This is a genomic window from Acinetobacter sp. MYb10 (genome assembly GCF_002980175.2).
Lineage (GTDB): Bacteria > Pseudomonadota > Gammaproteobacteria > Pseudomonadales > Moraxellaceae > Acinetobacter > Acinetobacter guillouiae.
Map to the genome: position 1 here is coordinate 2,854,462 of NZ_CP058272.1, position 23,498 is coordinate 2,877,959.

Below are 23,498 nucleotides of genomic sequence, written 5' to 3' on the forward strand. Positions count from 1 at the left end.
AGCTTTTTTGTTGATACAAATACCCGCTTCAAAAAGGTCAAGACAAAGTAAAATCCACAGCAGCTTGCACATGGATCGACGTTGTATCAAACAGCGGAACAGAAAACTGAGTATCTCCAATGAGCATACAAATTTCTGTACATCCCAGAATAATGCCTTCAGCACCCTCTAATATTAGCTGCTCAACAATATGGATGTATTTCTGACGAGATTCTTCCTTGATCACACCTAAACACAATTCATCATAAATAATATTGTGAACCATCTGTCGATGCGCTTGGTTAGGCACCATTACATTGATGCCTTGTTCTTCTAACCGATGCTTATAGAAGTCTTGTTCCATGGTAAATTGAGTACCTAACAAACCAACTTTGCCAATATTCTGATTTAAAACTTCTTTTGCTGTTGCATCAGCGATATGAATAAATGGAACTGAGACCGAGCTTTCAATAGCAGAAGCAACTTTATGCATAGTATTGGTACACAGTAAGATCCCTTCTGCCCCTGCTTTCTCCAACTGAATTGCCTTCTCTTTTAAATACAGTGCTGCATCGTCCCATAAACCTTGACGCTGTAATATTTCTATCTCAGCAAAATCAACACTGATTAAAACAATTTTTGCAGAGTGTAATTTTCCTAATTTTTGTTGAACGCTTTTATTCAGCTGTTGATAGTACAAGTCTGTAGATTCCCAACTCATTCCACCTAATAAAGCAATCGTTTTCACTTTTTTTACTCGCTTAGAATTTTCATCTTTTCTAGGGTGTTTTGAGATTTCATAAATGGTTTGCGTTTTAGACTCAAATTGGGCAAGTCAGGCATATGATCAATATCAATCAAGTTACTTATGTTTCAAACCTATATATTTTCCAATACAAGCACTTTAAATATCCAGTGACTATCGTACGATATCGTCGTGATCAAGCCTTCATTGTTTCAATTTAAATCTCGTCTTACTCATCGTTGAAACAATCTACACGATATCGCATATTTGTATGATTATTCAGCTATACTTTGATCTCATTTCAGCTCTTTATGATTCGCATGCGCCTAGACTTCTTCGATTTGCAACTGTTTATCAATATCGTGGACACAGGAAGCCTCACCAAAGGCGCAGAACGCTCGTCGATTTCACTACAGGCAGCCAGTGAACGTATTAAAAAACTCGAACAACAATATGCCACAAGCCTTTTTACCCGGCATGCCTCTGGGGTCAAACTCACAATTGCAGGTCAAACTTTTGCAGAACAGGCTTTACGTCTAATACAACAAAGTAAACAGCTTGAACAAGCGATGTCACCCTTCGCAAAAGGTCTAAGCACACAGATGACTTTGTGGTGTAATTCATCTGCACAAAGTGAATATCTGCCCTTATTACTTCCTCAGTATTTAGTTGAAAACCCCCATATTCAGATTGATCTACAGGAAGCTGAAAGTAATGAAATTATTCAGACCCTTGAAAAAGGCAATGCAAAAATCGGCTTAATTTCGAGCTTTTTTAATGCACATCAATTACAAACTTTAGCCTTTTCAGATGATCCGTTAGTGCTGATTTGTCCATCAAATCATGAATTAAGCGAGCGAACAGAGCTCAGACTGGTCGATACTCTGAACTATGCCTTTGTGGGTTTAATGCAATATCACTCTCTACAGCAGTCGATTGAAAACCAAGCCAAATTGCTCAATTGTGCAATTCAGTATCGTTTAAGATTGCCAAATTTTGCTGCGATCGCTCAAGTGGTTGCGAGTGGTGTCGGCATTGCCATTATGCCCAAACGGGCAGCAATGCGACTCAATCAACTCTATGCATTTGATCAGATTGAGCTGGTTGGAGAATGGGCAAAACGCCAACTACAATTGGCTGCTCAAAATTTTGATGAACTTCCAACAGCATATCAACACTTTGCCCAATTTTTAATTTCACAAAAATCGAAACTGATTTTAGCTTAAAGACTTAAGCACCACGCTGATATTCATTTTTAAAACTAACTAAATCGCTATCATCTGCTTTGATTTTTTCAGTTTACCCAATATGGTCATAGCTTCACATTTGCGGAAAGCGTGATTAAACGACCATTTAAGTCCACGAATTAGATCACGCCAAATTGATGCAATACTGAATATAAGCCAAAAATCACCAAGCCACAGAAGAAAACTTTACGAAATTTTTGCTCTGGAATACGATAACGAATTTTTGTTCCCACCCACATTCCTATTAATGCAGGCACCAAAGCAATAAGAGATAACTGATAATCAATTGGCGTATCTTCAACAGGATTTTGATGTAAGAAAACAGCAAGGCACAGTGTTGAAACGGTAAATGCTAAACCTAAAGATTGAACCAAATCATCACGCTTTAACTGCAAAGATTGTAAATAAGGGACCACAGGAATCACCACCACTCCCGTGGCAACAGTTAAAGCACCGCCTAAATATCCAATGATTGGCGAAAGCCATTTTTCATGCGGTGCAAGATTTGGCATACGTTTGGAAAACAAACCATAGAGTCCATACAATGCCAGCATTCCCCCCAGTAATGCTTCACTATGAAAACCACCACTAGAGTGCCCTAAAGTGGGGAAAACACTCCAAATTGAACCGATCATAATCCCCAATAATAAGGGATAAAAACGGCGAACCAACCGCCATACATGACCTTCAGCAAACAATTGCCAAAAGTTGGTCACCATAGATGGAATGATCAATAAAGTTGCGGCTTGGAATGGGCTAATCACAAGGCTTAAAAGTCCCATTGAAACGGCAGGCAAACCGAGACCAATTGTGCCTTTAATCATGCCTGCAATTGCAAATACACCAATTACAAATCCCATCATGTCCGTTTTACCTCAATATTCTGAGGCAATGCTACGCCAAAGCTTTGCTTTGAAATATCACTGTTTTTAGGATAGAGCCTCAAGCAATAATTGAGGCTTGATGTTGAGTGTTTTGGTTAAGCGTTTAAGAAAAGAATTTACGATCATTTTACGTTACTCAAGTAAGCAAGCTTTCTATAATTTTTTTACCTCATTTGGATCTATTCACAATGAATATGTCGCTTGCCAGTTCTACAAAAATATTCCCCACAGCACTGATCTTAGAAAATCAGGACATGCATGATTTCAACAAAGAAATTCAACAATATTTAGAAGATTATCCAGAGACCCAGTTTATTGATATCTGCTTACATGATCTCAATGGTCATCTTCGCGGTAAGCGTATTGAAGTAAATGCCCTCCATCAATTGCAGAAAGGCTGTTACTTTCCGTTGTCTATTTATGCGATGAGCTTGGATGGTCAAGTGGTTGAAGAAAGTGGGCTGGGGAAATATATTGGTGAACCCGATCGCTTATGTATGCCCGTCTTGGGCAGTCTAAAGCCTTGTGCAGATCAACCCCATCAGCATGCCCAGCTGCTATTAACCATGAAATCCGATGATGGTTCAGATTGTGTGATTGAGCCTCGCAATATATTAAAAAGAATTTTATTGACACTGCATCAGATGCACTATTTTCCAATGATGGCTGGTGAAATCGAATTTTATTTGTCTGAAAATATCCAAGATGCCCCGTTTTCTCCCCAATCTGATCCGCTTTCTACCCAATGTTTCGATGTTGATACCCCACATAATTTTCAAACCGTTATTCAACAAATTGAATTAGAAGCAAAACGACAAGATATTGATTTAACAGGTGTTGTAGCTGAAAGTGCTTCTGGACAATTTGAATTGAATATTCAGCACAGTGACAACATTTTAAAACTGTGTGATGACATCATGTGTATTAAACGAATGATTCGTCAAATTGCGATGCAACATGGTTTAAAAGCCAGTTTTATGGCGAAACCAAATATGGCGAAAGCAGGCAGTGGCATGCACTTTCATATGAGCATACGCAATCAATGGCAAGACAATCTTTTTAAAATAGATCAGTTAAAAAATCCAAACCCCATCATGCAGAACGTGATTGCAGGTTTACTTGACTTAATGCCCGCATCCATGGCTATTTTAGCACCCAATATTAACGCATTTCGCAGATTCCAACTTGGCAATCATGTTCCACTCGAAGCCAATTGGGGCTTCAATAATCGCAATGTTGCGATTCGCATCCCCTGTTCAGATCAGGACAATCAACGCTTGGAATATCGTGTTGCGGGTGCAGACGTCAACCCTTATTTGTGTGTTGCAACCATTCTGACAGGTGTACTGCATGGCTTACATGCATCACTGGATTTACCTCAATCAATCCAACAAGTAAAAGTGATCAACTCACAGCATTTCTTACCCTCTCATCAGCTTGAAGCACTGCAATTATTTGAAAAACATACAGTCTTTAAACAATATTTTGGTTCAGATTTTATCCAATTATGGTGTGCATGTAAAAAATTTGAATATCAATCTGTCATCAATAAAATCACAAATGCAGAATTGGAATGGGGCATATAAAGGGCTAATTCAAGAATGAAAATGCCTAAATCAAAATATAGTCAACTTGTCAAAAACGCATACACAAGAATATAATTTCTCTTAATTGATATCTTTAATTAAATCAATTATATGGGAAAATAAATTGTTTGATTATAAAAAACGTTCATTGCCACATTTTGCTTTGAAAGTTTGAATAAGTTTGTGTAGGCGATGCCTAACTTTTCAGAGATGAAAAGTAACAAAAATCTTCTGTTGGATGAGAGGTACGTCCTGTACCTCCATCCAACGGCGACATCCATGTCGCCCCACGATAGGATAACCATCTATGATTCAAAAGTACAAAAAACGAATTGATAACCAATAGTTTCTAAGAGTTGATACAAGAACATAAGTTCATTTATGATCAATGACTTGATGCAAATCATTTATATGAATAATTAGGTGGTTTGGCTATAGTATGATGATCATAAATTAACAATGATCAATAAAAAATCCCTTTTATATAAAAGGGATTTTAAGCAGCTTAGACTGAATTGCCTTAAAGCTGATTATGCTTTAAGCATTGAAATAAATAACAATTTAGAAACTATTTACACACGACTTTAAAAAATGCCAGATTAATTTCATCATCATCAATATCACTTGGATCTGAATCTTGCGGATCGCTATTGATCAATTGACCATTTTTTTTATAATCTTCAACCAAAGTGATATTTGTCGTACGATCAGCACATTGGTCTAAATTATGAGAAAGTGTATAGTCACCTTTTTTCATATCCAGTTCTTCACTGTCTGCATCAGCAACAAACTTAGCCCAATAATTTACCGTTTTGTCTTTTTTCACAATACGATCGGTGTCTAGATAAAAACTACCATCCTCATCTTTGACAATAAATTTCCAATTTTCTGCAAGTGCATACTGACTCAACATTGTTGTAATGCAGATTAAAATAATTTTTTTCATACCGTTCTCTAAAATAAATATTTTTATGGGTGAAATTGAAATCACATCACCGTTATGGACGGATTTCTTTTAATTCTCTTTGGATAAAATGCTGGATCATTTCCCGATAGAGCATTTCCACCAAATCAGGGTTGGTGCCAACATCTATGGCTTTCTGACGTACTTTATTAATCACTTGTTGTACACGCTCTGGAGACTGTACGTCATCTACATTACGTTTAAATCGGACAGCTTGATCAACATAAAATTGGCGGGTTGCAATCAGCTCAATCAGTTCCTGATCCAACTGATCGATTCGATCACGTACTTGTTCTAATGATTCACATTTCTCTTTTTTAATCATCTGTTTTTTCTGCATCCTGTGCTTCTATATGATGTTGAGCGCGTTCCAACTCATTCTCGGCTTTATACTTCTGTTCTAACACATTACTAAAAATACTTTCAATCATCCAAACCCGATATAGGCTATTAAAAACGTAACGCTTTCCTTCAATGCGCAATTCTAAAACAGGAAAATCAGGTTGATGCTTCTCTGCACATTGCTGATCATTGGCTGCTAATAAAGCTTCAACATCAGTATCGGTTAGATTTTCAATCCCTAAATCATGTTGCATTTGCTGTAAATGCGGCTTGAATGATAAATCACGCCCTTTGGTCCAAACCGCTTGTAAAATGTCATACATCACATCTACACGTTGCTCTTCTGGTACGCTGTAATAAAGCTTTGCCATATTTAAGGTACTTTCAGCAGTCGGACGACAGAACGGGGTAAATTTCACTTCTGAACGCTTGGAAAGACGGGTCGCCAAACTCCAATCAAAAAAGTCCCGACCGTGATAACTCAGTGGGAATAGGTTCAATTGAATATTATAATAATTTGCGAGTTCTTCTTTGATATATGCCAATAATAACCAACTGATTGGGTCTTCTAAGGCAATATATAAATCAAGTTCAGGATGCATGGCCTGAATTTCAGCAAGCTCTTCCGCATCACTCATCAAATGCTCACGCCATTCAATGTGATTGATCAGAAAAATAGGGTTATCAATCAATAATTTTTGTTGTTTTAAACGACGAGTCAACCGTAATAAATCATCCACTGCATGATATTTACGTCCACCAAATTCAAAATAGCTTTCTAAAATTGGGCTTTGACCAAAAACACGTTCTGGAAAATTTTGTGGTTTTTGATGCTGACTAGCCATCACGAATAAAGTGCGCAATTTGCCATACTGCTGTTGCCACAGCATATGGAATACATCTTCGAGTAAATAAAGAAAATTTTGACCGGTCAGCGGTGTATTTCTAAGGATTGTTTCCGCTTGTTGTAATGCTTCTTGAGTTGGTTGTTCTGGTTTTTCATCATCATAACTAAAGCGATGTTGATTGGCTAAGATTTTGGCGTCTTCTAAACTATAATTGCGCCATTCCTCTATAGTCATGCCATTGGGGGGTTCTGCTGCGGTATTGGAAATAATCACCTTAAGTGGCTTTAAATCATCACTTAAAAGATCTTCCAATTGGGTCAGTTGCTGTACAGCAAGATAACTATAAACATCATCTAAACGCAGATAAATACTCAGTCCCTGTTCCGTAGATAACACCTCTTGACGAATCGGCTTTTGGTAAAACCAACTCGATCGGATTGGATCAAACCAACGGCGTAACAGTGACATGCGTAGAGCCTCGAAATAAGCACTGAAAAATAAAAGAAAATCTGATTGAAACTCGCTCAAGCATACCATTCATTCACGGGTGATGCTGAGAAAATTAATTCTAACCAGTCATAACAAAACTTATAACAATTTGAATCTGAATGATCAATATCCCAAAACTCGATAAAATTTAAATCGTTAGGTCAATGCAATAAAAAGCACCCAATCCATGAGTGCTTTTATTTTGTTTGGGAATCGTATTTTAACGCTTAGATTTCACGCACCGCACCTTTCGACGCACTGGTGGTATGCATAGCATAAGCTTTTAATGCTTTTGAAACCTTACGTGGACGTTCTTCAGCTGGCTGCCAACCTTTTTCGTCTTGAACTTTACGGCGTGCAACTAAGGTTGCATCATCAACAGCGAGATGAATTGTACGATTTGGAATATCGATTTCAATCAAATCACCATCTTCAACCAATCCAATAACACCGCCCTCAGCAGCTTCTGGCGATACGTGACCAATGGAAAGACCTGAAGAACCACCAGAGAAACGACCATCTGTAAGTAAAGCACATTCTTTACCTAAGCCTTTCGATTTTAGATAGCTGGTTGGGTAAAGCATTTCTTGCATACCCGGACCACCGCGTGGACCTTCATAACGGATGACAACCACATCACCAGCTTTGATTTCATGACCAAGAATTGAATCTACAGCAGCATCTTGGCTTTCAAAGACACGAGCCGTACCATTAAATTTCAGGATCGAATCATCTACACCCGCAGTTTTTACAATACAACCATCTACAGCGATGTTTCCGTACAGTACAGCCAAACCACCGTCTTTAGAGAATGCATGTTCAGCATTACGGATCACACCTTTTTCACGGTTACCATCTAAAGTTTGATAATAACGGTTTTGTGAAAATGCTGTTTGAGTCGGAACACCGCCTGGTGCTGAACGGAAGAACTCGTAAACCTCTGGATCTTCGGTACGAATAATATCCCATTTATCTAAGGCATCTTTCAACGTATTTTCGTGTACGGTATAGACTGATGTATCCAATAGGCCTGCACGATCCAATTCACCTAGAATTGACATGATACCGCCTGCACGATGGACATCTTCCATATGGACATCTTGTTTTGCAGGCGCAACTTTACACAACACAGGCACTTTACGCGATAAACGATCAATATCGTCCATGGTAAAATCAACACCTGCTTCATGTGCCGCAGCCAATAAATGCAATACGGTATTGGTTGAACCACCCATTGCAATATCTAGCGTCATCGCATTTTCATAAGATGCTTTGGTCGCAATTGAACGCGGTAATATGGTGTAGTCATCTTGTTCATAATGGCGCTTTGCCAACTTAACAATCAATTGACCGGCTTTTTCAAATAATTTTTGACGATTTGCATGGGTTGCTAAAGTTGAACCATTACCAGGTAAAGATAAACCGAGGGCTTCTGTCAAACAGTTCATTGAGTTGGCTGTAAACATACCTGAACATGAACCACAAGTTGGGCAAGCTGAACGCTCATATTGTTTTACTTCTTCATCGGTAAAACTATCATCAGCAGCAACCACCATTGCATCAACGAGATCAATCGCATGTTCTGTACCACGGATTTTAACTTTACCCGCTTCCATTGGACCGCCAGACACAAATACCACTGGAATGTTCAGACGCATTGCCGCCATTAACATTCCTGGTGTGATTTTGTCACAGTTAGAAATACATACCATGGCATCTGCACAATGCGCATTGACCATGTATTCAACAGAATCAGCAATCAAATCACGCGAAGGCAATGAATACAGCATGCCGTCATGCCCCATTGCAATACCATCATCGACTGCAATCGTATTGAATTCTTTTGCCACGCCACCCGCTGCTTGAATTTGTTCAGCAACCAGCTGACCTAAGTCTTTCAGATGTACATGACCAGGTACAAATTGAGTAAATGAGTTGACTACCGCAATAATCGGTTTACCAAAATCTTCATCTTTCATTCCTGTTGCACGCCATAAGCCACGTGCGCCAGCCATATTTCTTCCATGTGTCGATGTTTTTGAACGATAGTCAGGCATTTGTATTTCCAACATTGTTTGAGCTTGAAATGAATATCAATTCACTCTGGCTAAATAAAACTGATGATATAGCAATAAATCAGTCGAAATATGAACACATCATACTATAACTTAGCATATAACCAATGATCTTGAGCATGATCTTTTTTTAAACAAGACGTGTCTATTGATATTCCAACAAGCTTTGTAGATAAATAAAACATTAGAATTTAATATAACGCTATCGTGTTGGATAAAATACAAAACTTCTATGAATAATTTTTTATTTTTTAATAAAAAATATTTATCATTTAACAAAATTCACTAAATTTTATTTTATAAAAGGCTTCAAAAAGAAGCCCGTTCATTCATTTTTGCACAGATTATTTCTGTTTAATCAAATATAAGCCTGTACATTGTTTGCCTTCACGGTCTGTACAAAGCTCCGCTGTTTTGGCAGATATCCATTTTAAACTTAACCGGATATCAGTATTACTATAATCCACAGGCGCACCACCACAACCGGCTTTTTTGTTGTCTAGCTTAACTTTCATGGCTAAAACATCTAAAGCCTGAGCATTCTCATTTCTTAATATTGCAAAATCACCTGTCATCCGTTTTTGCTTTGTGGTGTAAGTAAATTGGTCTGGTTGAGTAAATTGATAGCTTTCGGTACATTGGGCCTTCGCATTGTACACAGTCCAAGTTCCCCAAAAATCATTGGCCAAATTCACCTGAGTTTTATCAAAGGCCTGTGTTTGCATAGCAAACCCAAAACTAAGCAACGCTAATACTATCTTCTTCATCATTTTTATACTCAATACATTCAAATTAGATTTTAGAGCCAAGTTAAGTGAATAGTTTAATTCTTTTTAAAGCATCTCATTAAAAAATTTGATTAAAGGCTTTCTTTAAAAAGTGTGTTATTGATGCTCCTAATTAGTCAACTTGGCAATCGATCTCACCTGATCGTTTATGATTTATTTCAAAACAAATCATCATTGTAGAAGCAATAACTATGAATAATTTAAAAGGCCCGATGAAGTTCATCGGGCCTTTGCCTGCAAATAAGGCTCAACCTATTTGAGGTATAAGCAGCTTCTTTTAAGCTGAATGTATTTAATTATGCATTCAGTTTTACCAAGTGATGTTTACTCGGCGATTAGGCGCTAAACACTCGACCAATTGAATTTTTTTGTTCATTCCATTGCATTTCTGATACACGTCAGTTTTATTTTCTGCTGAAAATTGAATTTGATCAGCAGGAATTCCCTGTTGTTTCAACAAATTTACAACGGTATTGGCTCTCGCTGCTGATAAACGTTGGTTATACGGAAATGAACCTAAACGGTCAGTATAACCTGCAACAAAAATTTTACTGTTCCCATCAGTTTGCTTAATCTGATCGGCAATTTTGCTAATCACTTCAGGATTTTTTACCCCACTTTTATCTGAATGATCAAAATAGAATAAAACACTGGCTGATTGACCTGTAGAGGATAGAGCCGTTTGTTCTGTCGCGGATTGGTTATTGATGCCCCAAGCCATCAGACCTTGGCACTGTTCACCTTTCCAATATAGATTTTCTGAACGGTAGTGCTTATCAAAGTCTATGCGCAACTGGCAACGTTTATATTGATTTGAGCTCGGCTCTCGAACATCCAATACGTAGTTCCAAGTTTTAACAGCAAAAAGGCCTTCAGAAAATTGTGGATTCCCCAAAACATGGCGAATCTGATCTTTGCTTAAACCTTTATCTAAACGTGCCACGTCATCATATTCATAACGATTCACTTGCTTTAAATAACTGTCTTTCACTTCAGGAAAATGAATTTCTTGGGTATTTGATGTTTCAACTTCAGCAGCATGACTCAATGACATCACAAGACCACTGAATACACTGAACATAATTTTTTTGTTAAATGCTTTCATTTTTTCTCTCTTAAAAATTTGCGAAGAAAAAGGAAGACCGTTCGATCTTCCTCGTCTCGTGATTAGTCAATTACACCACTGATACCAATACGAACACTTGGGTCGCCTTGAGATGCTGCCGCAACACCACCTGTAATCGACCAACGTCCATTGTCTGCAGTTTTACGTAAGGTCACACCTACCGCATTCTCACCACCATGGTATGCCGCACCTGCAGCATAGGTATACTTACCTGGAATATATGGTGCTGATTCAAGTGCCATTGCTGCTGCAATACCCGCATTGGCTTTTTTCTCAACATCATCAATCCGGTTATTGGTAATACGGAAAGCGTTGTCTAACTTGTTGCTGACATTGTCAATTTTGCTATTCAATGCTTGATCCGCTTGGTTCAATGCATCGATTGCACCACCGACATTGTTATACTTAGAATCACCTACATTGTAAGTAGGTGCAGTGAAGCTACCCGTAATATTGTCATAGCCTGCACCGCCACCAAGATAATTCACAACTGCTTGGTTGGTGGTATTCAATTGGCTACCGTTGACTGCATCTTTTGATGTTGCATTCACTGCCCCATCTTTAACACCTGTCACAACACGGTTACCATCTTTACCCGCCACACTCACACTGGTACCACCAGTATCTTTCGCAACTGTAACTGTTGCATCCTGACCTGCTTGTTGAACTAAGCCGACACTACCATTGTTAATATCATTTTTGATATTGCTGATATCCGTTGAGTTTTGATCAACTTGTTGCTGAACATTCCATAATTGACCACCATTTACAGCATCTTTAGACCCTTGAGTGACTGCACCATCTTTTACATTGCTAATGGTTGTGCCATTTGCACCACCACCAAGTGTGATCTTATCTTTTGATGCATCGTCATATTTAACAGCATTATTAGCTAGCTCATTGACATTGTTATTCACAGTACCAATTGCGCTATCTAACTGCCCTTTATTAACTGCATCTGTAGCATTTACAGCATTTGCCACGTTGGTAATTGTTTTATTACCCGCGTTAATACCTGCCACCGTTACACTTGGTCCACCGGCAATGGTTAATCCTGTGTTGTTTATCACAACCGCATTATTACCAATTGAGATTCCAGTATTATTGAGAACCGTATCACCTGCTTTCACAGAATCAACTGTTAAATCTTTTGCTGTTGATACTTCATAGTTGTCTGAACCATCAGCATTTTTGCTCTTATTCACAACAATATTCTGACCATTAGAAACAGTCGTTTTAGATGTTGTTGCTGCAGAGCCAATGGCTTTATCCAATGCTGTTAAAGCATCTCCAACATTCGACTGATTACCTTGTGCAACATTATAGGTTGGTCCTGTAATGGTGCCGTCAGCATTGACTTTCGCATTACCGCCCAAACCATTTACAAGTGCGTTTTGAGTGGTAACAACTTGGTTTCCAACAGCTTTTAACTGCGCTACGTTTACAGCATCAGCATCTGCGCTACCCGCTGCAACACCAGTAATTTGACGATAAATACCGCTTGCCGCATCACCAACTGCTACTGCACCAGTTGTTGATGTTGTATTGCTAATTGCTGTTTTGTCTGCACTTGTTGCAACTGACAACGCATAACCTGTAACACCTGCACCAGTCGTCGCCGCTGAGCCATTACCTAACACAACTGAACCAGCAACTGTTTTGGTCACATTGTTTCCAAGTACAAAAGTATCATCTGTAAGCACTTGGTTATTATTACCCACAGAATAACTGTTCGCACCATCCACAATGGTCGGGTCACCAATGGCACCAGAATGGTTACCTTTCACTTTATTGCCCGAACCAATACTAATTGATTGAGTACCTAATGCTTCAGCACCATAACCAATTGCAATGGATTGTTTGCCTACAGCTTTTGTATTGTGACCTAAAGCAACTGAACTATCCGCGCCACTTGCAACAATTGCATTTACACCAATCGCTGTAGAGTTTAAACCACCCGCACTTGAGTCATTAGTTGTTCCCAAATCACCTTTCGACATATCGGCATTGGTATGGAAGAACTTAATACCATCGGTATTCATCTTCTGCACTGTTTGACCAATCGTCAAACGATCTGTGGTCTCCTGACCTTGCTTATCATAGGTTAAGAACAATGAATCTTGGTTCTTATTGTCAGGTTTTGTATTTACAACTTGATCAATAATATTCACTTTGTTGCCATTACCATCCACAACTTCAGTGATGTTTTTCGTGACAGCTTGCTTCAATTGTTCTTCAGTCGCTGCTCTACCTTTAGTCGCAAAATCACTCGCTGTAAGATCTTTATTACTCAATCCTTCAATTGTGTCACTTGCCTTATTAACAACAACATTACCTACAGTCACTTTGTCGAAGTTTACGTCTTTCGCTGTTGCAACTTGATAGTTACTTGAACCATCTGCATTGGTACCAGCAGTCACAACAACATTGTCTCCAGCCGTAACTGTGCTCTTCGCTTTGGTTGCTGAATCTTTAATGCTGTTGATTGCACCATCAATTGTGTTTGAACCCGTGCCACCAATGTTGCTTGTCGTAATGATACCAGTCGTTGCATCTCTCGTGGTCAAACCGCCAATTGCATTTTTCAGACTATTACCAACATCGTACAATTGACTACCGTTGATCGCATCAGTTGATGTTGCGTTAATAGCGCCTGCTTTAACGTTGGTGATCGTGGTTCCACCTGTACCTGCAAGGGTTACGTTGTCATAGTTTGCACTACCATCAGCATTCTTGTCGTACTTCACGGCAAACTTATCAGTTTCACCTTGCGATGCATTGAGAGTATTGATTGCTTTGTTGATGCTAGTTTCTGTGTTGCCACTACCATCTTTAACCGTCAACGCTGTGTTATCTAAACCTACAATCGTATTGCCTGAACCATCTTTAACTGAGATACCATCTTTACCGATCACAGTAGAACCATTTGTACCATTGATTCCATCGTTCACTGTAATGCCAGTTAAATTATTGAGGTTTTTATTTAACTCAATCGCAACTTGACCATTTGCAACCTTCGTAGTGATGTTGCTATCTGCACCGACAACTTCAACCGCTTCACCTAACTTCTTGTTAACTGTATTGCCATCTGCTGCTTTTAAGCCAAAGCCAGTATTAGTAAGACCTGTACTTAAGCTATCTAACTGACCTTTGTTGACCGCATCGCTTGCTGCTGTCGCATCTGCTACATTTTCAACTTTGTTGCCATTCGCATCTAAACCATTTGCTGTCACTTTGCCTGCAAATACTGGTGCGTCTGCCAACTGGATATCTAGCGTATTGCCAGTGATCACTGTCTTGATGTTGCTGTTCGAACCTGCGCCTGTTAAGCCACCGGTAATGTTCAGCGTCTCTCCAAGTTTACGATCAACTGTGCCACTGTTACCCGTGAAGGTCACTGGTTTAACCACTTCAGTATTGAGGTTCGTTAATGCATCACCCACGTTGTTCGCTGTTGTGGTCGTGCCATCAGTTTTTGTAGTGACATAGCTTGGCGCGCTGATTGCACCTGTGCTGTTGTCATATTTTGATCCACCGCCCAAGTTGGTTGCAGTGCTATTACCCAAGGTATCGGTCTTACTGCTTGACGCTGTAGTCGCTGCATCCAACTGACCTTTGTTGACCGCATCGCTTGCTGCTGTCGCATCCGCTACGTTCTCAACTTTGTTGCCATTCGCATCTAAACCATTTGCTGTCACTTTGCCTGCAAATACTGGTGCGTCTGCCAACTGGATATCTAGCGTATTGCCAGTGATCACTGTCTTGATGTTGCTGTTCGAACCTGCGCCTGTTAAGCCACCGGTAATGTTCAGCGTCTCTCCAAGTTTACGATCAACTGTGCCACTGTTACCCGTGAAGGTCACTGGTTTAACCACTTCAGTGTTGAGGTTCGTTAATGCATCACCCACGTTGTTCGCTGTTGTGGTCGTGCCATCAGTTTTTGTAGTGACATAGCTTGGCGCGCTGATTGCACCTGTGCTGTTGTCATATTTTGATCCACCGCCCAAGTTGGTTGCAGTGCTATTACCCAAGGTATCGGTCTTACTGCTTGATGCTGTAGTCGCTGCATCCAACTGACCTTTGTTGACCGCATCGCTTGCTGCTGTCGCATCCGCTACGTTCTCAACTTTGTTGCCATTCGCATCTAAACCATTTGCTGTCACTTTGCCTGCAAATACTGGTGCGTCTGCCAACTGGATATCTAGCGTATTGCCAGTGATCACTGTCTTGATGTTGCTGTTCGAACCTGCGCCTGTTAAGCCACCGGTAATGTTCAGCGTCTCTCCAAGTTTACGATCAACTGTGCCACTGTTACCCGTGAAGGTCACTGGTTTAACCACTTCAGTGTTGAGGTTCGTTAATGCATCACCCACGTTGTTCGCTGTTGTGGTCGTGCCATCAGTTTTTGTAGTGACATAGCTTGGCGCGCTGATTGCACCTGTGCTGTTGTCATATTTTGATCCACCGCCCAAGTTGGTTGCAGTGCTATTACCCAAGGTATCGGTCTTACTGCTTGATGCTGTAGTCGCTGCATCCAACTGACCTTTGTTGACCGCATCGCTTGCTGCTGTCGCATCCGCTACGTTCTCAACTTTGTTGCCATTCGCATCTAAACCATTTGCTGTCACTTTGCCTGCAAATACTGGTGCGTCTGCCAACTGGATATCTAGCGTATTGCCAGTGATCACTGTCTTGATGTTGCTGTTCGAACCTGCGCCTGTTAAGCCACCGGTAATGTTCAGCGTCTCTCCAAGTTTACGATCAACTGTGCCACTGTTACCCGTGAAGGTCACTGGTTTAACCACTTCAGTGTTGAGGTTCGTTAATGCATCACCCACGTTGTTCGCTGTTGTGGTCGTGCCATCAGTTTTTGTAGTGACATAGCTTGGCGCGCTGATTGCACCTGTGCTGTTGTCATATTTTGATCCACCGCCCAAGTTGGTTGCAGTGCTATTACCCAAGGTATCGGTCTTACTGCTTGATGCTGTAGTCGCTGCATCCAACTGACCTTTGTTGACCGCATCGCTTGCTGCTGTCGCATCCGCTACGTTCTCAACTTTGTTGCCATTCGCATCTAAACCATTTGCTGTCACTTTGCCTGCAAATACTGGTGCGTCTGCCAACTGGATATCTAGCGTATTGCCAGTGATCACTGTCTTGATGTTGCTGTTCGAACCTGCGCCTGTTAAGCCACCGGTAATGTTCAGCGTCTCTCCAAGTTTACGATCAACTGTGCCACTGTTACCCGTGAAGGTCACTGGTTTAACCACTTCAGTGTTGAGGTTCGTTAATGCATCACCCACGTTGTTCGCTGTTGTGGTCGTGCCATCAGTTTTTGTAGTGACATAGCTTGGCGCGCTGATTGCACCTGTGCTGTTGTCATATTTTGATCCACCGCCCAAGTTGGTTGCAGTGCTATTACCCAAGGTATCGGTCTTACTGCTTGATGCTGTAGTCGCTGCATCCAACTGACCTTTGTTGACCGCATCGCTTGCTGCTGTCGCATCCGCTACGTTCTCAACTTTGTTGCCATTCGCATCTAAACCATTTGCTGTCACTTTGCCTGCAAATACTGGTGCGTCTGCCAACTGGATATCTAGCGTATTGCCAGTGATCACTGTCTTGATGTTGCTGTTCGAACCTGCGCCTGTTAAGCCACCGGTAATGTTCAGCGTCTCTCCAAGTTTACGATCAACTGTGCCACTGTTACCCGTGAAGGTCACTGGTTTAACCACTTCAGTGTTGAGGTTCGTTAATGCATCACCCACGTTGTTCGCTGTTGTGGTCGTGCCATCAGTTTTTGTAGTGACATAGCTTGGCGCGCTGATTGCACCTGTGCTGTTGTCATATTTTGATCCACCGCCCAAGTTGGTTGCAGTGCTATTACCCAAGGTATCGGTCTTACTGCTTGATGCTGTAGTCGCTGCATCCAACTGACCTTTGTTGACCGCATCGCTTGCTGCTGTCGCATCCGCTACGTTCTCAACTTTGTTGCCATTCGCATCTAAACCATTTGCTGTCACTTTGCCTGCAAATACTGGTGCGTCTGCCAACTGGATATCTAGCGTATTGCCAGTGATCACTGTCTTGATGTTGCTGTTCGAACCTGCGCCTGTTAAGCCACCGGTAATGTTCAGCGTCTCTCCAAGTTTACGATCAACTGTGCCACTGTTACCCGTGAAGGTCACTGGTTTAACCACTTCAGTGTTGAGGTTCGTTAATGCATCACCCACGTTGTTCGCTGTTGTGGTCGTGCCATCAGTTTTTGTAGTGACATAGCTTGGCGCGCTGATTGCACCTGTGCTGTTGTCATATTTTGATCCACCGCCCAAGTTGGTTGCAGTGCTATTACCCAAGGTATCGGTCTTACTGCTTGATGCTGTAGTCGCTGCATCCAACTGACCTTTGTTGACCGCATCGCTTGCTGCTGTCGCATCCGCTACGTTCTCAACTTTGTTGCCATTCGCATCTAAACCATTTGCTGTCACTTTGCCTGCAAATACTGGTGCGTCTGCCAACTGGATATCTAGCGTATTGCCAGTGATCACTGTCTTGATGTTGCTGTTCGAACCTGCGCCTGTTAAGCCACCGGTAATGTTCAGCGTCTCTCCAAGTTTACGATCAACTGTGCCACTGTTACCCGTGAAGGTCACTGGTTTAACCACTTCAGTGTTGAGGTTCGTTAATGCATCACCCACGTTGTTCGCTGTTGTGGTCGTGCCATCAGTTTTTGTAGTGACATAGCTTGGCGCGCTGATTGCACCTGTGCTGTTGTCATATTTTGATCCACCGCCCAAGTTGGTTGCAGTGCTATTACCCAAGGTATCGGTCTTACTGCTTGATGCTGTAGTCGCTGCATCCAACTGACCTTTGTTGACCGCATCGCTTGCTGCTGTCGCATCCGCTACGTTCTCAACTTTGTTGCCATTCGCATCTAAACCATTTGCTGTCACTTTGCCGGCAAATACTGGTGCATCCGCCAACTGGATATCTAGCGTATTGCCAGTGATCACTGTCTTGATGTTGCTGTTCGAACCTGCGCCTGTTAAGCCACCGGTAATGTTCAGTGTCTCTCCAAGTTTACGATCAACTGTGCCACTGTTACCCGTGAAGGTCACTGGTTTAACCACTTCAGTGTTGAGGTTCGTTAATGCATCACCCACGTTGTTCGCTGTTGTGGTCGTGCCATCAGTTTTTGTAGTGACATAGCTTGGCGCGCTGATTGCACCTGTGCTGTTGTCATATTTTGATCCACCGCCCAAGTTGGTTGCAGTGCTATTACCCAAGGTATCAGTCTTGCTGCTTGACGCTGTAGTCGCTGCATCCAACTGACCTTTGTTGACCGCTTGATCATCTGTAGTTGCATCAGCAACATTACTGATATTTTTGTTTGCTGCATTAATACCGCTGCTCGTAACACTTGGACCACCTGTAATCGTCAACCCACTGTTATCTAACTTGCTATTGCCTGTAATGACACTGCCAGCTGCGCCTAAGTCTAAGTTTGGATTTAACTTAACTTGTACGCCATCAGTAGTCGCAACTGTACTAATATTCGTGTCACCAGTGATGGAAACCGTATCACCTAATTTCTTCGTAGTACTCGTCGCTGCGGTATCACCTTTAAAGGTTAAGCCCGTATTATCAACTGCCGCTTTCGCTGCAACACCTTTAGCAATGTCTGTTTTAGTCGCTGCTGCAAGATCTACTTTATAGTCAGTAACATTGTTTGCATCTTTAGTTCCTGCAGTCACTGTGACAGCTGATGAACCTGCTGATGCAGTTGTACCATTGGCATTAACGGTGTAAACATCTTGACCATTTGCACCTGTAGTTTTTACGACATCTGCGATATTGCTTCCACCTGCAACTTCAGTTTTTGATGCCGCAGCTTTAGAGTCAACATAGGTTTTGTTGGTCGCATCTGTACCTGCTGTTGGAGCATTGTTGACTGTTACTTTATTTGCAGTAATCCCTGCATTGTTAATAACAGTTGCACCTGTAGTGACACTACCAGCTGTGCCTAAATCCAATGCATTCGATAACGCAACTTCGACTTTACCTGCATTTACTTTAGTCGAGATATTGCTGTTTGAACCTACAATATCAACTGCTTCACCTAACTTCTTGTTAACAGTCGTGCCGTCCTGTGCTTTTAAACCAAAGCCCAAGTTCGTCAATGTTGAACCAGCATCATCTACATACTTTTTATTGGCTGCATCTGTATTGTTTGTTGGCGCAGCAACATTGGTAATTGCCTTACCACCAGCATTAATACCTGCACTCGTAACGCTTGGACCACCTGTAATCGTCAATCCACTGTTATCTAACTTAGAATTACCTGTAGTGACACTACCAGCTGTGCCTAAGTCTAAGTTTGGATTTAACTTAACCTGTACGCCATCAGTAGTCGCAACTGTACTAATATTCGTGTCACCAGTGATGGAAACCGTATCACCTAATTTCTTCGTAGTACTCGTCGCTGCGGTATCACCTTTAAAGGTTAAGCCCGTATTATCAACTGCCGCTTTCGCTGCAACACCTTTAGCAATGTCTGTTTTAGTCGCTGCTGCAAGATCTACTTTATAGTCAGTAACATTGTTTGCATCTTTAGTTCCTGCAGTCACTGTGACAGCTGATGAACCTGCTGATGCAGTTGTACCATTGGCATTAACGGTGTAAACATCTTGACCATTTGCACCTGTAGTTTTTACGACATCTGCGATATTGCTTCCACCTGCAACTTCAGTTTTTGATGCCGCAGCTTTAGAGTCAACATAGGTTTTGTTGGTCGCATCTGTACCTGCTGTTGGAGCATTGTTGACTGTTACTTTATTTGCAGTAATCCCTGCATTGTTAATAACAGTTGCACCTGTAGTGACACTACCAGCTGTGCCTAAATCCAATGCATTCGATAACGCAACTTCGACTTTACCTGCATTTACTTTAGTCGAGATATTGCTGTTTGAACCTACAATATCAACTGCTTCACCTAACTTCTTGTTAACAGTCGTGCCGTCCTGTGCTTTTAAACCAAAGCCCAAGTTCGTCAATGTTGAACCAGCATCATCTACATACTTTTTATTGGCTGCATCTGTATTGTTTGTTGGCGCAGCAACATTGGTAATTGCCTTACCACCAGCATTAATACCTGCACTCGTAACGCTTGGACCACCTGTAATCGTCAATCCACTGTTATCTAACTTAGAATTACCTGTAGTGACACTACCAGCTGTGCCTAAGTCTAAGTTTGGATTTAACTTAACCTGTACGCCATCAGTAGTTGCAATTGTACTAATATTCGTGTCACCAGTGATGGAAACCGTATCACCTAATTTCTTCGTAGTACTCGTCGCTGCGGTATCACCTTTAAAGGTTAAGCCCGTATTATCAACTGCCGCTTTCGCTGCAACACCTTTAGCAATGTCTGTTTTAGTCGCTGCTGCAAGATCTACTTTATAGTCAGTAACATTGTTTGCATCTTTAGTTCCTGCAGTCACTGTGACAGCTGATGAACCTGCTGATGCAGTTGTACCATTGGCATTAACGGTGTAAACATCTTGACCATTTGCACCTGTAGTTTTTACGACATCTGCGATATTGCTTCCACCTGCAACTTCAGTTTTTGATGCCGCAGCTTTAGAGTCAACATAGGTTTTGTTGGTCGCATCTGTACCTGCTGTTGGAGCATTGTTGACTGTTACTTTATTTGCAGTAATCCCTGCATTATTAATAACAGTTGCACCTGTAGTGACACTACCAGCTGTGCCTAAATCCAATGCATTCGATAACGCAACTTCGACTTTACCTGCATTTACTTTAGTCGAGATATTGCTGTTTGAACCTACAATATCAACTGCTTCACCTAACTTCTTGTTAACAGTCGTGCCGTCTTGCGCTTTTAAACCAAAGCCCAAGTTTGTCAATGTTGAACCAGCATCATCTACATATTTTTTATTGGCTGCATCTGTATTGTTTGTTGGCGCAGCAACATTGGTAATCGCTAACCCGCCGGCATTAATACCTGTTGTTTTATTGATAACAACTCCACCAACTGCAACCTGATCTGCTGTAACACCTGCATTGTTAATAGTGGTATTACCCGTTTTAACGCTACCAGCTGCGCCTAAATCTAAGTTTGGATTTAACTTAACTTGTACACCATTCGCTGTCGCGACTGTACTAATGTTCGTGTCACCAGTAATGGAAACCGTATCACCTAATTTCTTAGCAGTGCTTGTCGCTGCGGTATCACCCTTAAAGGTTAAGCCCGTATTATCAACGGCTGCTTTCGCTGCAACACCTTTAGCAATGTCTGTTTTGGTCGCTGCTGCAAGGTCTACATCATATACTGTATTGTTATTTGCATCTTTTGTACCTTTAGTAACAGTTAATGCACCTGCGGTTGATGTCACGCTTGATGAATCAGCGTCTACAGTATAAATATCATTTTTATTTGTGGCATCTACAGTTTTACTAACAGTCGTATTTTTACCTTGTTGTACTACAGTCTTCGCTGCGGCTGCGGCTGTAGTCACATCTCCAATATTCGCTGCATTGGTTGATGTCGTACCACCACTGGCAAGACCTGTGATCTGTTTACTATTAAGATTTGCCCCACCATTTAAATTGCTTATACCTGTAACAGTCTGAGTCCCACCTATCGTACTATTTCCTGTAATAGCACTTGCACCATTTACTTGTAAACCTGTAGAGGTCACTGTTCCTGCAAAGTTAGGAGCATCCGCTATTTGAACACTAAGAACTGATCCTGTTACTGCCGTCTTAACATTATTGCCGCTGTATGTTCCTGCTGTTGAGCCAACACCACTAATCGTTACAGTACTTCCTAGCTTATTTGTCGTTGAACCAGTATTACCAGAAAATGTAATTGGTTTAACCACTTCAGCATTTAATGCACTCAATGCAGCACCAACATTATTAACTGTTGTTGTTGATGCATCTGTTTTGGTGATTGTATAACTTGGAGCAGTAATACCACCTGCCGCTGTACCTGCTGCAGCCCCACCGCCTAAAGCCGTCGCTGTATCTGCTGCTACCTTAGCCAACTCAGTATTAGTATTAAATAATTGGCTACCGTTAATTGCATCTGTACTAGATGCTGTAACCTGACCCGCTGCGACATTTTGTATTTGTCTTTTTATTGTACTTGAACCAACGCTCACAACACCTGTGCTCGCTGTACCCGTTGCAGTGTAAGATTTACCATTAATCGTTTGAGCGGTGCTGTTTACGGATGCTGATGTTGTCGTACTTGCTCCCAGTGCTGTACTACCAGCAATAGATGCATTTGCCCCATCACCTATAGCAACAGCGCCACTCGCAGTTGCATTCGTTCTTGCACCTAAAGCAACTGCACCTGTTCCTGCCGTTGAGACTGCAGACTGTGCACCTATTGCAACAGCATCAGTTCCAGCAGACTGCGCACCTTTAACCGCATTACCACCAATAGCAACGGCGCCACTAGCAGAAGCGGTAACTGCATTAGCAACTGATAAAACATTTCCATTAGCAGTACCTGTAGCCGTTCCACCTAATGCTACAGCATTTTGTCCTGTTGACTGGCTGCCTTCACCAAGTGCAGTACTACCTACTCCTGTTGCTCGACTCTCTACACCCACAGCCGTGCCAAAAGCATTGGCTTGGCTATTATGACCGATAGCTGTTCCTGCATTACCTGTAACTTCTGAAAACGCTCCATATGCAGTTACAGCCGAAAGACCATTACCTTTAGCATTACAACCAGCAACAGTAGAGTATGTACCAGAACCATCCGTTGCCTGGCCACCAGTCGTTCCAGGATTTATAGTACCGACAATCCCATTAGAGCCAGTTATACAATTATTTGAATCTGTGTTTATAACATTCGCAGTTACATCAGATGAAAAAGTGATCATCAAGCTAACTGTTGCTGCCCCGACAATTCCCGTTACTTTAGATGACTTGGTTTTCCCTTTTGCCAATTCAGAAACTGCAACCCATGCCGACAAAGTCGCATTCCAAATCACTTTGTAGATCTTATTCATATTACTTTTCCTTTAGGAGGTGCATTACAGCCGCTGATTTCGCATCAATAATGCATATAAAATGTACAATTTTTTTTATTTAACAATTTACATACATTTAAAGCAATAGAAAAATTGAGATATATTTCACTTATTTTGTTTTTTTAAACACATGGTCTAAACTTTTAAATAAAAAGCAAAATAATCACACATTTTATAAATTTTATACCTATAAATCAGCAATTTATATATCAATCAAAAAACATTAAGATTTATTAAATACATATTGTTCTTAAATTGAGCATGTGACAAAATTTGTCACATTTATCAAAATAATGTGAGACTTAGTTTACATTTGACAAATTGTTAAATTCCGATTAACTGCCTATGCTTATTCAG

Annotated in this window: 11 protein-coding genes; 2 read left to right on the forward strand and 9 right to left on the reverse strand. The window is 41.1% G+C overall.

The annotated features are described in order from the left end of the window. Positions 1-37: 37 nt before the first annotated feature. Positions 38-727: an aspartate/glutamate racemase family protein gene (locus tag CQZ96_RS13390; RefSeq protein WP_105713942.1), complete on the reverse strand. Its 690-nt coding sequence runs from the start codon at positions 725-727 to the stop codon at positions 38-40. Between the two features lie 317 nt (positions 728-1,044). On the opposite strand from CQZ96_RS13390, the gene CQZ96_RS13395 reads away from it, so the two are divergent. After that, a complete protein-coding gene (locus CQZ96_RS13395) occupies positions 1,045-1,950 on the forward strand; it encodes a LysR family transcriptional regulator (RefSeq protein WP_016539542.1) in 906 nt (301 codons plus the stop codon). A 140-nt stretch (positions 1,951-2,090) separates the two neighbouring features. Here CQZ96_RS13395 and CQZ96_RS13400 read toward each other — a convergent pair whose 3' ends face one another. Next, the gene (locus CQZ96_RS13400; RefSeq protein WP_004718879.1) at positions 2,091-2,834 is read right to left on the reverse strand and encodes a sulfite exporter TauE/SafE family protein; all 744 of its coding nucleotides are present in this window, start codon (positions 2,832-2,834) and stop codon (positions 2,091-2,093) included. Between the two features lie 209 nt (positions 2,835-3,043). Between CQZ96_RS13400 and CQZ96_RS13405 the strand changes: the two genes are divergently transcribed. Beyond that, positions 3,044-4,441, forward strand: coding sequence for a glutamine synthetase family protein (locus CQZ96_RS13405; RefSeq protein WP_105713943.1), 1,398 nt, complete (start codon positions 3,044-3,046; stop codon positions 4,439-4,441). Between the two features lie 568 nt (positions 4,442-5,009). Here the strand turns inward: CQZ96_RS13405 and CQZ96_RS13410 are convergent. From CQZ96_RS13410 to CQZ96_RS13440, 7 genes are all read right to left on the reverse strand, one after another. Further along, entirely contained in the window at positions 5,010-5,387 is a 378-nt protein-coding gene (locus tag CQZ96_RS13410; protein ID WP_004718881.1) for a surface-adhesin E family protein, read from the reverse strand. Between the two features lie 52 nt (positions 5,388-5,439). Beyond that, the gene (locus CQZ96_RS13415; protein WP_016539541.1) at positions 5,440-5,730 is read right to left on the reverse strand and encodes a chorismate mutase; all 291 of its coding nucleotides are present in this window, start codon (positions 5,728-5,730) and stop codon (positions 5,440-5,442) included. Continuing rightward, complete coding sequence (locus tag CQZ96_RS13420; protein WP_105713944.1) at positions 5,723-7,063, reverse strand: hypothetical protein; 1,341 nt, start codon at positions 7,061-7,063, stop codon at positions 5,723-5,725. The genes CQZ96_RS13415 and CQZ96_RS13420 overlap by 8 nt, the downstream gene beginning before the upstream one ends. A gap of 248 nt (positions 7,064-7,311) precedes the next feature. After that, a complete protein-coding gene (gene ilvD, locus CQZ96_RS13425) occupies positions 7,312-9,141 on the reverse strand; it encodes a dihydroxy-acid dehydratase (protein ID WP_105713945.1) in 1,830 nt (609 codons plus the stop codon). 362 nt (positions 9,142-9,503) lie between these two features. Then, positions 9,504-9,929: a hypothetical protein gene (locus tag CQZ96_RS13430; RefSeq protein WP_105713946.1), complete on the reverse strand. Its 426-nt coding sequence runs from the start codon at positions 9,927-9,929 to the stop codon at positions 9,504-9,506. Between the two features lie 328 nt (positions 9,930-10,257). Further along, complete coding sequence (gene tpgA, locus CQZ96_RS13435; RefSeq protein WP_105713947.1) at positions 10,258-11,052, reverse strand: trimeric autotransporter adhesin/peptidogylcan-associated protein TpgA; 795 nt, start codon at positions 11,050-11,052, stop codon at positions 10,258-10,260. Positions 11,053-11,114: 62 nt separating this feature from the next. Continuing rightward, positions 11,115-23,120, reverse strand: a complete 12,006-nt coding sequence (locus CQZ96_RS13440; protein WP_178283380.1) for an ESPR-type extended signal peptide-containing protein — start codon at positions 23,118-23,120, stop codon at positions 11,115-11,117. Positions 23,121-23,498 lie beyond the last annotated feature (378 nt).